The following is a 13,212-nucleotide window of genomic DNA, read 5'->3' on the forward strand; positions in this document are numbered from 1 at the left end:
TCATTTGTGGTAAGGGTGCCCGGACAACACGGTCCAGGCGCGGTAGATCTGCTCGCCGATGAGTATCCTTACCAACGGGTGCGGCAACGTCAGCGGCGACAGCGACCAGCGTTGCTCGGCGCGCGCGCAGACCTCAGGCGCCAGCCCTTCGGGGCCGCCAACCATCAAATTCACCGTGCGCGCATCCAGGCGCCAGCGGTCCAGCTCGGTCGCCAGTTGCTCGGTGCTCCAAGGCTTGCCATGGACCTCCAGGGTAACGATGCGTTCCCCAGGCTGCACCTTGCTCAGCATGGCCTCGCCCTCCTGACGGATCAGGCGAGCGACGTCGGCATTCTTGCCACGGGTATTCAGCGGGATTTCCACCAGCTCGAGCGACAGCTCCGGGGGCAGGCGCTTGGCATATTCATGCCAACCGTCCTCGACCCACTTGGACATGCGCGAGCCGACCGCGATCAGGCGCAGACGCACGACGCTTCCTTATTCCCGGTCTTTGAGCTTGTCGGAGTACTCGTGGGCGTGCTCCGGGTTGTGGTGCTTGCCATCGGCAGCACGGCTCAGCTCAGCACCCTTCCACAGGCGCTCCAGGTCGTAGAACTGGCGGGCAGCGGCAGTCATCATGTGCACAATGACATCGTTCAGGTCGAGCAGCACCCAGTCGCTGTCGCCCTTGCCTTCTTCGCCCAGCGGCTGAACGCCCTTACTCTTGACCGCTTCGCGGACCTTTTCCAGCATCGCACTGATCTGGCGGTTGGAGGTACCGGTGGCAATGATCATGTAATCGGTCAGGCTGTGTTTTTCGCTGACGTCGATGACCTGGATGTCCTGGGCCTTGACGTCTTCCAGCGCGGTAATGGTCAGCTGGACCAGTGCTTCGCCGTGAATTTTCTGCTTGTTCATATAAAACTCGTTCAACTTGTTGGATGAGGTGCCGGAGCACCGTCAGTTAGGCACACGATACAGTTCGTGCGCCTCGATGTAGGCCAGTACGGCGTCCGGCACCAGGAACCTCACCGACTTGCCGCTGGCCAGCAACTGTCGGATCTGTGTAGCCGACACCGCAAGCGGGGTCTGCCAGACGAACGAAATATTTCCCGCCGGGCCGGACATGGCGGTGGGATCGCTCTCGGAGCGCGCAGCCAGCAGGTTGCGCAGCTCGTCAGGGGGTTCTACGTCGGCATCCGGGCGTTGCAGCACCAGGATGTGACAGTGTTGCAGCAGTTCTTCCCAGCGGTGCCAGCCTGGCAAGCCACAAAAGGCATCCCAGCCCAGCACCAGGAACAACTGGTCGTGCATGCCCAGTTCGGCGCGGATCGACTCCAGTGTGTCGATGGTGTACGACGGCTTGTCGCGCGCGAGCTCGCGGGCGTCGACACTCAGGCGCTCGACACCCTGCACGGCACTTTGCACCATCGCCAGGCGATCCTGCGCGGCCACTTGCGGCGTGTCGCGGTGCGGCGGCCGGGCGTTGGGCAGCAGGCGCAACTCGTCCAACGCCATGAGCTCGGCCACTTCCAGCGCGCTGCGCAAGTGGCCGATGTGCACGGGGTCGAAGGTGCCGCCTAGAATGCCGATGCGCCGGACTGCCTGGGCCTTGCTCAACTCAGCAGGACTCCTGGCCGCGCAGCTGGCCGTCGCCGATCACCACGTACTTCTCGCAGGTCAGCCCTTCCAGGCCGACCGGGCCGCGGGCATGCAGCTTGTCGGTGGAAATACCGATCTCCGCACCCAGGCCGTACTCGAAACCGTCGGCAAAGCAGGTCGGGGTATTGAGCATCACCGACGCCGAGTCGACCTCGGCCATGAACTGGCGGGCCTGGCCCTGGTGCTCGGTGATGATCGAATCGGTGTGGTGCGAACCATAGTGGTTGATGTGCTCGATGGCCTGGTCCAGGTCATCGACCACACGAATCGACAGGATCGCATCCAGGTACTCGGTGTGCCAGTCGTCTTCGCCGGCCGGCTTGGCGTCGATGAACGCACGCGTGCGCTCGCAGCCACGCAGTTCGACGCCCTTTTCCTGGAAACGGCGGGCCATTTCCGGCAGGAACCGTTCGGCTACGCGCTGGTCGACCAGCAGGGTTTCCATGGCGCCACAGATGCCGTAGCGGTAGGTCTTGGCGTTGAAGGCGACGCGCCAGGCCTTGTCCAGGTCGGCGTGCTCGCTGACGTAGACATGGCAGATGCCGTCCAGGTGCTTGATCACCGGCACCCGCGCATCGCGGCTGATACGCTCGATCAGGCCACGGCCGCCGCGCGGCACGATGACATCGACGAACTCGGGCATGCTGATCAGCGCGCCCACGGCTTCGCGGTCGGTGGTCTCGACCACCTGCACCACTGCTGCCGGCAGGCCGGCCTCGGCCAGGCCACGCTGAATGCAGGTGGCGATGGCACGGTTGGAGTGGATTGCTTCGGAGCCGCCACGCAGGATGGTCGCGTTGCCGGATTTAAGGCACAGGCTGGCAGCGTCGATGGTCACGTTCGGGCGTGATTCGTAGATGATCCCGATCACCCCCAGCGGAGCGCGCATCTTGCCGACCTGAATACCCGATGGGCGGTAGCTCATGTCGCGGATGGCACCGACCGGGTCCGGCAGGCTGGCCACCTGGCGCAGGCCGGTGATCATGCCGTCGATACGCGCCGGGGTCAGCGCCAGGCGGTCGAGCAGCGCTGGCTCCAGGCCATTGCCGCGGCCGGCGGCCAGGTCCAGCTCGTTGGCGGCGGTCAGCTCGGCGCGTGCGGCGTCCAAAGCGTCGGCGGCCGCTTGCAAGGCGCGGTTCTTCTGCGCGGTGCTGGCGCGGCCGATCACCCGGGAAGCCTGGCGAGCAGCGCGACCCAAACGGGTCATGTAGTCAAGAACGGACTCAGTCATGGGTTCGGTGTCTTGGCGAAGGGGAAATCGGCTGATTATAACTGGCGCGCAGGTATACGCCCAGCGGCGGCTGGCGGATGGTAGAAAATGGCTGTTCACGACTTGGGTTTTTCGGTGCCTGTGAGGTCGAGCGCCACCCCTCCCAAGGCAAACATCACCCTGGCGCGAAACATATCGATACCAATGAATCAGGGCACTGGTTCAGCCTCGATTAAGCCATTCATTGCTATTATCCCCGCCTTTCCACCGACGAACTGCCAGCATGCCAGCCCTGCCCGACAGCTTTTTCGACCGTGACGCCCAAATTCTGGCCAAGGCCCTGCTGGGCAAGGTCATCCGCCATCGCCAAGGCGACCTGTGGCTGGCGGCACGCATCATCGAGACCGAGGCGTACTACCTTACCGACAAAGGCAGCCATGCTTCGCTCGGCTACACCGAAAAACGCAAGGCGCTGTTCCTCGACGGCGGGCACATCTATATGTACTACGCCCGCGGTGGCGACTCACTGAACTTCAGCGCCCAAGGCCCGGGCAACGCCGTGCTGATCAAATCCGCCTACCCTTGGCAGGATGCGACCTCAGGCGCCAACAGCCTGGCACAGATGCAGTTGAACAACCCCGATGCCAGCGGCAACCTGCGCCCGGCCGAGCGCCTTTGCGCCGGCCAGACCCTGCTGTGCCGCGCACTGGGCTTGAAAGTGCCGCACTGGGACGCCCAACGGTTCGACCCCGAGCGGTTCTACGTCGACGATTGCGGCATCGCCGTACCGCGAGTGATCCAGGCCGCCCGCCTGGGCATCCCACACGGGCGCGACGAACACCTGCCGTACCGCTTCGTCGACGCCGAATACGCCCGCGTCTGTACGCGGAACCCGTTGCGTCGTGGCCAAGTCGAAGGCCAAGACTTCTTCATACTCGAACAAGGAAGCTGACACATGGGCCAATGGCTCGACAGCCTGACCGGCTGGCTAAGCGCCAACCCACAGTGGCTTGGCCTGGCGATTTTCCTGGTGGCCTGCATCGAATGCCTGGCCATTGCCGGCATCATCGTGCCTGGCACGGTGCTGCTGTTCGCGGTCGCCGTGCTGGCCGGCAGCGGTACCTTCAGCCTGGGCGAAACCCTGCTGCTGGGTTTTCTCGGCGGTTTGCTGGGCGATGCGCTGTCATACACCGTGGGCAAGTATTTCCATCAGAACATCCGGCGTCTGCCGCTGCTGCGCCATCACCCGGAATGGATCGGCAGCGCCGAGGCCTACTTCCAGCGCTATGGCATCGCCAGCCTGCTGGTGGGGCGCTTCATCGGGCCGCTGCGGCCCATGCTGCCGATGGTCGCCGGCATGTTCGACATGCCGCTGCCGCGCTTCATCGCCGTCAGCCTGGTGGCCGGCGCCGGTTGGTCGGTCGCCTACCTGCTGCCAGGCTGGGCCACCGGCGCGGCCATGCGTCTACCGCTACCGGAAGGCTTCTGGCTGGATGCCGGCATCATCGCCGGCACCCTGGCAGTCATCATCGGCCTCAGCCTGACCACCAGCATTCGTGACCAGCGCCATGGAACACGACTGATCGCCGGCATGAGCTTCGCAGCCCTGGCCGGGGTATTCCTCGGCTGGCCGTACCTGCACGAATTCGACCAGGGCGTGATGACACTGGTGCAGGAGCACCGCAGCCAGGCCGTCGACGGCGTTGTGGTGCTGGTGACCCGGCTAGGCGATTTTCGCACCCAGTTCTTTCTCGGCGGGCTGCTGACCGGCCTGCTGCTGCTCGCCCGGCAATGGCGCCACGCCCTGTTTGCCGGCGGCGCCTTGATGGGGACGGCGCTAGCCAACGGCACGCTGAAATGGCTGTTCGCCCGCGCGCGCCCCGAGGTGCTGACCGACCCGCTGACGAGCTACAGCATGCCCAGCGGCCACAGCTCGGCGTCGTTCGCGTTCTTTCTGGTGATGGCGGTGCTCGCCGGGCGCGGCCAACCGCCGCGGATGCGCCTGACCTGGGTGATGCTGGGGTGCATCCCCGCCCTGGCGATTGCCTTGTCGCGGGTATACCTGGGGGCGCACTGGCCGACCGACATTCTGGCCGGCGCCCTGCTGGCGTGCTGCGTCTGTGCGTTGAGCCTGACCTTGTCGCAGTACCGCCAACCGCTTACCGCCCTGCCGCTGCGGGTGTGGTGGCTGGTGCTGCCGGCGTGCATTGCGTTGCTGGCGTTCTTTGCCATGCATGCATTGCCGCAGGCGCTGCTGCGCTATCAGTACTGAGGCCGACTAAAGCACCGCAGCATCAGGCAAACAACTCGCCCTGGATGCGCTCCAGCAGCCGCTGGATCTCTTCCAGGCGCAACTGCGGCGAATCGATCGCCAGCAGATCGAGCTTGTCCTCTTCCATGAACGGCAGCAGGTACGCCAACTGATTGGCCAACGCCTGCCGCCCGTCCACCGGTCGCGGCATGTCCAGCGCCTCGACCATCGGGTGTTCGCCCAAGGCAACCAGCAACGCCAGCAGGTCTTCGTCCGGCTCGCCCACCGGGCTGTCCGCCAACTCCGGCAGCCATTGCACCTGGCCCACCAGCAACTGGTCCTTCTGCACCTCGGTCTGCTCCAGGCTGAAACGCCGCCCCCCTTCGACGCGGATCCCCAGCAGGCCGTTATCCTGCTGCACGAAGTCGCGGATCATCGCTTCGCAGCCGATCGAAGCCACCACCGGCGGCGCCTTGCCGACCTGCTCGCCTTCAAGGATGCACACCACACCAAAGCCCGCCCCCTGCTTCATGCAGCGACTGATCATGTCCAGGTAACGCGCCTCGAAAATCTGCAAATCGAGAAAACAGCCGGGAAACAGCACGGTATTGAGGGGAAACAGCGGTAGCGTCATCACAACTCCTCAAGCCACCAGGCTGACCGCCAGCGGCAGGAACACCGCCGTGGCCACCCCCATCAGGCTCATCGCCAGCGCGGCAAAAGCGCCGCATTCGTCACTTTCCTGCAAGGCTACCGAAGTGCCCACCGCGTGCGCGGTAACGCCCAGCGACATGCCACGCGCTTCGGGGCTGTGCACACCCAGCCGGGTCAGCAGCGCTGGGCCGAAGATTGCGCCAATCACACCGGTGATCAACACGAACACCGCAGCCAGTGCGGCCACGCCGCCGATCTGCTCAGCCACCAGCATGGCGATCGGCGAAGTCACCGATTTTGGCGCCATGGTCATCAGGATCATGTGCTCGGCACCGAACCACCAGCCCAGCAGCAGGCAGCAGACGGTGGCGAACAGGCCCCCGACTACCAGCGTAGTAAATGTCGGCCAGAACAGTTGGCGGATCCGCCGCAGGTTGAGATAGAGCGGCACAGCCAGAGCCACGGTGGCAGGCCCCAGTAGCGTGTTCATGATCTCGGTGCTTTTGCGGTACTCGCTGTAGTCGATGCCACACACGAGCAGCACCCCGATCACCAGCAGCATCGAAACCAGCACCGGCTGCAGGAAGATCCAGCGGGTCTTCTCGTACGCCGCGAGCACCACCTGGTAAGCCCCGAGGGTAATGCCGATACCAAACAAGGGGTGGTGGATGACTGCGTCGAGCGCGCCTTGCCAGTCGAACATCATGGCTGCTCCTCGCGCTTGCCCTGGCGATGGATGAGCTTTTGCATCAGCACGCCGACGAATACCAAGGTCAGCAGGCACGAAATGAACAGCGCACCGGCAATCGCCCAAAAGTCGGCAGCAATATCCTTGGCATACACCATCACCCCCACCGCCGGAGGCACCAGCAACAGAGGCAGGTAACGCAGCAGGCTGCCGGCAGCCTCGTTGAGCGGCTTACCCACCTCACCCCGGGCCATCAGAAAGGCCAGCAGCAACAGCAAGCCGATGATCGGCCCCGGTAAAAACGGCACAAACAGGTGATTGATCGCCGTACCCAACAGCTGGAACAACACCAGCCAGGTCAAACCACGCAACAGCATAAGCATCTCCCTCGGGCTTGGCGGCCATTATAAGCACGCCGCAGCTATAAGCCGATATTCGCCGAAAAACGCATAACTTGACTGAAACGGTTCGCCGTGCTGATCTTGCACTTTCGTACCAAATGACAACCTGGAGAGTCGCGATGCCTTATGTACCGGTTACAGAGCTTTCGCAGTACGTTGGCAAGGAACTCGGACGTTCCGAATGGCTGACGATCGACCAGCAGCGCATCAACCTGTTTGCCGAGGCCACAGGCGATTTCCAGTTCATTCATGTCGACCCGGAAAAGGCGGCGAAAACACCCTTTGGCGGCACCATTGCCCATGGTTTTCTGACGCTGTCGCTGATCCCGACATTGATGGAGGACATCCTGGTCCTGCCGCAAGGGCTGAAGATGGTGGTGAACTATGGGTTGGACAGCGTACGGTTCATCCAGCCGGTCAAGGTCAACAGCAAGGTGCGGCTGAAGGTGGACCTGGCTGAAGTGGTGGAGAAGAAGCCGGGGCAATGGTTGCTCAAGGCGATTGCAACGTTGGAAATCGAGAATGAAGACAAGCCTGCCTATATAGCTGAGTCGCTTTCGCTCTGTTTCGTCTAGGTACCACGATAAACTGTGGGAGCAACTGCCTGGTGCTTGCTCGGCCATCGCCGGGGCCGCTCTGCGGCCCTTTCGCGACACAAGGCCGCTCCTACAGGGTCCGCGCCTGGTCTTCTCTACAAACCCTGCGCACTCGCGTAAACTGCCAGCCTTCGCGCAGCCTCGGGCTGCCCCTGTCGATTTACCAAAGGTGCCCGCCATGCCCTGGCTGCAAGTACGCCTGGCCATCAGCCCGGAACAAGCCGAAACCTACGAAGACGCGCTGCTTGAAGTCGGCGCCGTCTCGGTCACGTTCGTGGACGCAGAAGACCAACCGATCTTCGAACCCGACCTCAACACCACGCCCCTGTGGTCGCACACCCATTTGCTGGCCCTGTTCGAGGCCGATGCCGAACCCGAGCAGGTGTTCGCCCACGTCCGCCTGCTGACCGGCGCCGAGCTGCCCGAGCATCAGGCAGAAGTGATCGAAGACCAGGACTGGGAGCGCAGCTGGATGGACAACTTCCAGCCGATGCGCTTCGGCCGCCGCCTGTGGATCGTGCCAAGCTGGCACGAAGCCCCGGAGAAGGACGCAGTCAACCTGCTGCTCGACCCGGGCCTGGCGTTTGGCACCGGCACGCACCCGACCACCGCCCTGTGCCTGGAATGGCTCGACGGCCAGCAACTCGAAGGCACCCACGTGCTGGACTTCGGCTGCGGGTCGGGGATTCTGGCCATCGCGGCGCTGCTGCTGGGCGCCCGCGAAGCGGTCGGCACCGACATCGACGTGCAGGCGCTGGAAGCCTCGCGCGACAACGCCGGGCGCAACGGCATCGCTGACGCACAGTTCCCCCTGTACCTGCCCGAGCACATGCCGGCCATGCAAGCCGACGTACTGGTCGCCAACATCCTGGCCGGCCCGCTGGTCTCGCTGGCGCCACAGTTGTCTGGCCTGGTTCGCCCTGGCGGCCTGCTGGCACTGTCGGGCATCCTTGCCGAACAAGGCGAGGAAGTGGCCGCTGCCTACGCCGCCGACTTCGAGCTGGACCCGATCGCCGTACGCGATGGTTGGGTGCGCATCAGTGGTCGCCGCCGTTAAGCGGGCCTAGAATAACCTCTGTACAACCCCGGATCGCCGCATGACCGACAGTTTCGTCACCCAGTGCCCGCATTGCCAGACCAGCTTTCGCGTCACCCATCACCAGTTGAGTGTGGCGCGCGGGGTGGTGCGTTGCGGCCATTGCCTGCAGGTGTTCAACGCCGCAAAGCAACTGCTGGAGCAGAACCGTACCGATGCCGCCAGCACCCCCGTGGTGCCGCCAGCACCGACTGCGCCTGCCGAACCGGTTGCCGCGCCTGCGGTTACGCCCGATCCGCCCATCAGCGAGCGCCCAGCGGCCATCGAGGAAGACTGGGCGGTCACCGCCCAGGCCCTGGATGAACTGGACCTGGACCAGGAGCTTGCCCGCCTTGAACGTCGCGGCGACCCTGCCGCCGCTCGCCCGGTCAAGCCGGACAACGGCTTGCAGGCCCGCCGTGACGAGCATCAGCCGGACACGCATGCCGACGCCCTGTTCGGCAACGCCACCGACGACCGCTTCGAACCGCAGCAGGCGCCCGCGCCTGCACCGGTGCTGCTGGAACAGGAACCTCTGGACCTGGAGCCGGCCCCGGGCGATCGCACCGAGCCTACCCTGGGCGGCCATCTGGACCTGGACATCGACGATGAGCCGCCTGTACGCCGGGACATCGAGGCCGACGAGCACCATGCGTTCGTCAGCGAGCACTTCGCCGCCAGCGATGATGCCGCCCCGAAAAAGGGCCTGAGCGCCCGCGACGACGACGAACTGGACCTGCACCTGTCGGCCCATCACGACGACCCTGACGCGCCGCTGCCCGGCGAACGCCTGGAGCCAGGCCTGTCCAGCAGACCCGAGCGTGCGCCGCGCAAGGAGCCGCTGGTCGACGTGGTCGACGACCCGCTGCAACTGGGCTGGGAAAAACCCCAGCCGAACTGGGGCAAGCGCCTGCTGTGGGGCTGCCTGACGCTGCTGGCCGCCGGCCTGCTGGCGTTCCAGTACGTCTGGTTCCACTTCGACGAAATGGCCCGCCAAGACCAGTACCGGCCGATCTTCCAGCAGTTGTGCCCGGTATTGGGCTGCAAGGTGCCGACCCGCGTCGACATCGCCCGCATCAAGAGCAGCAACCTGGTGGTGCGCAGCCATCCGGACTTCAAGGGTGCGCTGATCGTCGATGCGATCATCTACAACCGCGCGCCCTTCGCCCAGCCGTTCCCGCTGCTGGAGCTGCGTTTCGCCGACCTCAATGGCCAATTGATCGCCAGCCGGCGCTTCAAACCGAGCGAGTACCTCTCCGGCGAACTGGCCGGGCGTGGCGAAATGCCCAGCCAGACCCCGATCCACATCGCCCTGGACATCCTCGACCCGGGCCCCAAGGCCGTGAACTACAGCCTCAGCTTCCGCTCGCCGGAATAAGCGACAAGCGGCTAGCCGCAAGCTACAAGACAAGAGGCCCAGACCGCGCCCGCTTTTGTCTTGCCGCTTGAAGCTTGCTGCTTGCGGCTTGCGGCTTGAAGCTCAAAGTCATAAGCCGACAACTGTTCAGATTTTATCCAAATCCATCTTTATCCGGTCACCGAGAGCGGGTATCATGCCCACCCTTTTTCGAACTCCAAGATTCGGCCCCACAACAGGGATCACCTATGTCGGCGGTACGCATCGGCCCATACACACTGCGCAACAACCTGATCCTCGCCCCCATGGCCGGGGTCACGGACCAGCCTTTCCGAACACTTTGCAAGCGCCTTGGCGCAGGCATGGTGGTATCGGAGATGGTGTCCAGCGACATGAACCTGTGGAACAGCCGCAAGTCGAGCCTGCGCCGCATCCACGAAGGTGATCCCGAGCCACGCTCGGTACAGATCGCCGGTGGTGACGCACAGATGATGGCGGCGGCGGCAAAGGCCAACGTACAAGCGGGTGCCCAGATCATCGATATCAACATGGGCTGCCCGGCAAAAAAAGTCTGCAACAAAGCTGCAGGCTCTGCTTTATTGAGAGATGAAGCCTTGGTCAGCGAGATTCTCCACGCCGTGGTAGGCGCCGTGGACGTCCCGGTGACGCTGAAGATCCGCACTGGCTGGGATCGGGCGAACAAAAACGGCCTGAATGTGGCGAAGATCGCCGAGCAGGCCGGTATCCAGGCGCTGGCGGTGCATGGCCGCACACGCGCCGACCTGTACACAGGCGAAGCAGAATACGACACCATCGCTGCCATCAAGCAGGCGGTGTCTATCCCGGTATTTGCCAACGGCGATATCACTTCGCCAGAAAAGGCCCGGGCGGTACTGGACGCCACTGGCGTCGATGGCCTGTTGATCGGCCGCGCCGCCCAGGGGCGGCCATGGATCTTTCGCGAGATCGAGCATTACCTGCGTACTGGCGAACACTTGCCAGCCCCGCAGCTGGACGAAGTGGAACGCATCCTGCTGGAGCACCTGGCCGCGCTGCATGCCTTCTATGGCGATGTGATGGGCGTACGTATTGCCCGCAAGCACGTTGGCTGGTACCTGGCGACACGACCCGGCGGCAAGGAGTTTCGCTCCCGGTTCAATGCTTTGGAAGACACACAAGCGCAGTGCGCCAACGTTCGCGCGTTTTTCAGTGAACGTCGACAGAGCCTTGAGACAGAGGACGGACAAGGGGTGGCCGCATGACGATGATGACCGAGACATTTGTGAGTGGAACAACGCCCGTGAGCGACAACGCCAACCTGAAACAGCACCTCAACACGCCGAGCGAAGAGGGCCAGACCCTTCGCGACAGCGTCGAGAAGGCGCTGCACAACTACTTCGCCCACCTGGAAGGCGCGACCGTCACGGACGTGTACAACCTGGTGCTCTCCGAAGTCGAGGCGCCCCTGCTTGAAAGCGTGATGAACTACGTGAAGGGCAACCAGACCAAGGCCAGCGAGATGCTCGGGCTCAACCGAGGCACCCTGCGCAAGAAGCTCAAGCAGTACGACTTGTTGTAAGCCAGAATCCCAATCAGAAAAGGCGGCTCCTGCAAAGGGACGCCTTTTTTGCTGACTCCACCGCGTTATGGAATCCGAAATGACCGACCAGACTACCCGCCTGCCGATCCGCCGCGCCCTGATCAGCGTCTCCGACAAGACCGGTATCCTCGAATTCGCCCGTGAGCTGCAGCAGCTCGGTGTCGAGATCCTGTCCACCGGCGGCACCTACAAGCTGCTCAAGGATAACGGCGTGAACGCGGTGGAAGTGGCCGACTACACCGGCTTCGCCGAAATGATGGATGGCCGGGTCAAGACCCTGCACCCGAAAATCCATGGCGGCATTCTGGGCCGTCGCGGCGTCGACGACGCCATCATGAACGAGCACGGCATCAAGCCGATCGACCTGGTCGCCGTCAACCTGTACCCCTTCGAAGCGACCATCTCCAAGCCAGGCTGCGACCTGCCGACCGCCATCGAGAACATCGACATCGGTGGCCCGACCATGGTCCGCTCGGCCGCCAAGAACCACAAGGATGTCGCCATCGTGGTCAACGCCAGCGACTACGCCAGCGTCCTCGACGGCCTGAAAGCCGGTGGCCTGACCTACGCCCAGCGCTTCGACCTGATGCTCAAGGCCTTCGAGCACACTGCTGCCTACGACGGCATGATCGCCAACTACATGGGCACCATCGACCAGGCCAAAGAAACCCTGTCGACGTCCGACCGCAGCGAATTCCCGCGCACCTTCAACAGCCAGTTCGTCAAGGCTCAGGAAATGCGCTACGGCGAGAACCCGCACCAGAGCGCGGCGTTCTATGTCGAAGCGCGCAAGGGTGAGGCGAGCATCTCCTCCGCCATCCAGCTGCAAGGCAAAGAGCTGTCGTTCAACAACGTGGCCGACACCGACGCCGCACTGGAGTGCGTGAAGAGCTTCGTCAAGCCGGCCTGCGTCATCGTCAAGCACGCCAACCCGTGCGGCGTGGCCGTGGTACCGGAAGCAGAAGGCGGCATCCGCAAGGCCTATGACCTGGCCTACGCCACCGACACCGAGTCGGCGTTTGGCGGCATCATCGCCTTCAACCGCGAGCTGGACGGCGAAACCGCCAAGGCCATCGTCGAGCGCCAGTTCGTCGAAGTGATCATCGCCCCGAAAATTTCCCAGGCCGCCCGCGACGTGGTGGCTGCCAAGCAGAACGTACGCCTGCTGGAGTGCGGCGAGTGGCCTGCCGAGCGTGCTGCCGGCTGGGACTTCAAGCGGGTCAACGGTGGTTTGTTGGTACAGAGCCGCGACATCGGCATGATCACCGCCGATGACCTGAAAATCGTCACCAAACGCGCACCGACCGAGCAAGAAGTCCATGACTTGGTGTTCGCCTGGAAAGTGGCCAAGTTCGTCAAGTCCAACGCCATCGTCTACGCCAAGCAGCGCCAGACCATCGGCGTCGGCGCCGGCCAGATGAGCCGCGTCAACTCCGCCCGCATTGCTGCAATCAAGGCCGAGCATGCTGGCCTGCAGGTACAAGGCGCGGTCATGGCATCGGATGCGTTCTTCCCGTTCCGTGACGGCATCGACAATGCAGCAAAAGTGGGTATCAGCGCCGTGATCCAGCCAGGTGGCTCGATGCGCGATGCCGAGGTGATTGCTGCCGCTGATGAAGCCGGTATCGCCATGGTCTTCACCGGTATGCGCCACTTCCGCCACTGATTTACGGCAATCGGCCGCACTGAAGCAGGCATCTGCTTCATTGCGACCTCGTACAGCGTGAGGCTTTGCCTTA

General features: G+C 63.6%; 15 protein-coding genes. 8 read left to right on the forward strand and 7 right to left on the reverse strand.

The window, feature by feature from the left end:
* From rlmH to LOY26_RS23800, 4 genes are read right to left on the reverse strand one after another with little or no spacing between them, the layout of a single operon-like run.
* A complete protein-coding gene (gene rlmH / locus LOY26_RS23785; RefSeq protein ID WP_258714180.1) occupies positions 1-468 on the reverse strand; it encodes a 23S rRNA (pseudouridine(1915)-N(3))-methyltransferase RlmH in 468 nt (155 codons plus the stop codon).
* 9 nt (positions 469-477) lie between these two features.
* A complete protein-coding gene (gene rsfS / locus LOY26_RS23790) occupies positions 478-897 on the reverse strand; it encodes a ribosome silencing factor (protein ID WP_186652677.1) in 420 nt (139 codons plus the stop codon).
* A 42-nt stretch (positions 898-939) separates the two neighbouring features.
* The gene (gene nadD, locus LOY26_RS23795; RefSeq protein ID WP_186666123.1) at positions 940-1,599 is read right to left on the reverse strand and encodes a nicotinate-nucleotide adenylyltransferase; all 660 of its coding nucleotides are present in this window, start codon (positions 1,597-1,599) and stop codon (positions 940-942) included.
* 1 nt (position 1,600) lies between these two features.
* Positions 1,601-2,872 carry a glutamate-5-semialdehyde dehydrogenase gene (locus tag LOY26_RS23800; protein ID WP_186652682.1) on the reverse strand — a complete coding sequence of 424 codons (1,272 nt, stop codon included), beginning with the start codon at positions 2,870-2,872 and terminating at the stop codon, positions 1,601-1,603.
* Between the two features lie 262 nt (positions 2,873-3,134).
* Between LOY26_RS23800 and LOY26_RS23805 the strand changes: the two genes are divergently transcribed.
* Positions 3,135-3,803: a DNA-3-methyladenine glycosylase gene (locus tag LOY26_RS23805; RefSeq protein WP_186652684.1), complete on the forward strand. Its 669-nt coding sequence runs from the start codon at positions 3,135-3,137 to the stop codon at positions 3,801-3,803.
* 3 nt (positions 3,804-3,806) lie between these two features.
* The gene (locus LOY26_RS23810; RefSeq protein ID WP_095063862.1) at positions 3,807-5,123 is read left to right on the forward strand and encodes a bifunctional DedA family/phosphatase PAP2 family protein; all 1,317 of its coding nucleotides are present in this window, start codon (positions 3,807-3,809) and stop codon (positions 5,121-5,123) included.
* A gap of 22 nt (positions 5,124-5,145) precedes the next feature.
* Here the strand turns inward: LOY26_RS23810 and LOY26_RS23815 are convergent, their stop codons facing one another.
* Genes LOY26_RS23815 through LOY26_RS23825 form a run of 3 tightly spaced genes read right to left on the reverse strand, consistent with a single transcriptional unit; the run spans position 5,146 to position 6,821 of the window.
* Positions 5,146-5,736 carry an LON peptidase substrate-binding domain-containing protein gene (locus LOY26_RS23815; RefSeq protein WP_258714181.1) on the reverse strand — a complete coding sequence of 197 codons (591 nt, stop codon included), beginning with the start codon at positions 5,734-5,736 and terminating at the stop codon, positions 5,146-5,148.
* Between the two features lie 9 nt (positions 5,737-5,745).
* Positions 5,746-6,462 carry an LrgB family protein gene (locus LOY26_RS23820; RefSeq protein WP_033701728.1) on the reverse strand — a complete coding sequence of 239 codons (717 nt, stop codon included), beginning with the start codon at positions 6,460-6,462 and terminating at the stop codon, positions 5,746-5,748.
* Positions 6,459-6,821 (reverse strand): CidA/LrgA family protein, encoded by a 363-nt coding sequence (locus LOY26_RS23825; protein WP_033701729.1) that lies wholly within the window; start codon positions 6,819-6,821, stop codon positions 6,459-6,461. Before LOY26_RS23825 ends, LOY26_RS23820 begins: the two co-directional genes overlap by 4 nt.
* Positions 6,822-6,964: 143 nt before the next feature.
* Between LOY26_RS23825 and LOY26_RS23830 the strand changes: the two genes are divergently transcribed.
* The 6 genes from LOY26_RS23830 (at position 6,965) to purH (ending at position 13,139) form a co-directional block, all read left to right on the forward strand.
* Complete coding sequence (locus LOY26_RS23830) at positions 6,965-7,420, forward strand: MaoC family dehydratase (RefSeq protein ID WP_033701730.1); 456 nt, start codon at positions 6,965-6,967, stop codon at positions 7,418-7,420.
* 199 nt (positions 7,421-7,619) lie between these two features.
* Entirely contained in the window at positions 7,620-8,498 is an 879-nt protein-coding gene (prmA, locus tag LOY26_RS23835; protein ID WP_033701732.1) for a 50S ribosomal protein L11 methyltransferase, read from the forward strand.
* A gap of 40 nt (positions 8,499-8,538) precedes the next feature.
* A complete protein-coding gene (locus LOY26_RS23840) occupies positions 8,539-9,894 on the forward strand; it encodes a DUF3426 domain-containing protein (RefSeq protein WP_258714182.1) in 1,356 nt (451 codons plus the stop codon).
* A 227-nt stretch (positions 9,895-10,121) separates the two neighbouring features.
* A complete protein-coding gene (dusB, locus tag LOY26_RS23845; RefSeq protein WP_033701734.1) occupies positions 10,122-11,135 on the forward strand; it encodes a tRNA dihydrouridine synthase DusB in 1,014 nt (337 codons plus the stop codon).
* The gene (fis, locus tag LOY26_RS23850; RefSeq protein ID WP_012274390.1) at positions 11,132-11,452 is read left to right on the forward strand and encodes a DNA-binding transcriptional regulator Fis; all 321 of its coding nucleotides are present in this window, start codon (positions 11,132-11,134) and stop codon (positions 11,450-11,452) included. Before dusB ends, fis begins: the two co-directional genes overlap by 4 nt.
* A gap of 79 nt (positions 11,453-11,531) precedes the next feature.
* Positions 11,532-13,139, forward strand: a complete 1,608-nt coding sequence (gene purH, locus LOY26_RS23855; protein WP_186652694.1) for a bifunctional phosphoribosylaminoimidazolecarboxamide formyltransferase/IMP cyclohydrolase — start codon at positions 11,532-11,534, stop codon at positions 13,137-13,139.
* Positions 13,140-13,212 lie beyond the last annotated feature (73 nt).

Origin of the sequence: Pseudomonas sp. B21-047 (assembly GCF_024748775.1) — a bacterium.
GTDB lineage: Bacteria > Pseudomonadota > Gammaproteobacteria > Pseudomonadales > Pseudomonadaceae > Aquipseudomonas > Aquipseudomonas capeferrum.

Coding starts and splice junctions, on each gene's coding strand:
- purH (WP_186652694.1), top strand. CDS start 11,532: ATGACCGACCAGACTACCCGCCTGCCGATCCGCCGCGCCCTGATCAGC.
- prmA (WP_033701732.1), top strand. CDS start 7,620: ATGCCCTGGCTGCAAGTACGCCTGGCCATCAGCCCGGAACAAGCCGAA.
- LOY26_RS23830 (WP_033701730.1), top strand. CDS start 6,965: ATGCCTTATGTACCGGTTACAGAGCTTTCGCAGTACGTTGGCAAGGAA.
- LOY26_RS23805 (WP_186652684.1), top strand. CDS start 3,135: ATGCCAGCCCTGCCCGACAGCTTTTTCGACCGTGACGCCCAAATTCTG.
- LOY26_RS23815 (WP_258714181.1), bottom strand. CDS start 5,736: ATGACGCTACCGCTGTTTCCCCTCAATACCGTGCTGTTTCCCGGCTGT.
- rsfS (WP_186652677.1), bottom strand. CDS start 897: ATGAACAAGCAGAAAATTCACGGCGAAGCACTGGTCCAGCTGACCATT.
- fis (WP_012274390.1), top strand. CDS start 11,132: ATGACGATGATGACCGAGACATTTGTGAGTGGAACAACGCCCGTGAGC.
- dusB (WP_033701734.1), top strand. CDS start 10,122: ATGTCGGCGGTACGCATCGGCCCATACACACTGCGCAACAACCTGATC.
- LOY26_RS23810 (WP_095063862.1), top strand. CDS start 3,807: ATGGGCCAATGGCTCGACAGCCTGACCGGCTGGCTAAGCGCCAACCCA.
- LOY26_RS23800 (WP_186652682.1), bottom strand. CDS start 2,872: ATGACTGAGTCCGTTCTTGACTACATGACCCGTTTGGGTCGCGCTGCT.
- LOY26_RS23820 (WP_033701728.1), bottom strand. CDS start 6,462: ATGATGTTCGACTGGCAAGGCGCGCTCGACGCAGTCATCCACCACCCC.
- LOY26_RS23825 (WP_033701729.1), bottom strand. CDS start 6,821: ATGCTGTTGCGTGGTTTGACCTGGCTGGTGTTGTTCCAGCTGTTGGGT.
- LOY26_RS23840 (WP_258714182.1), top strand. CDS start 8,539: ATGACCGACAGTTTCGTCACCCAGTGCCCGCATTGCCAGACCAGCTTT.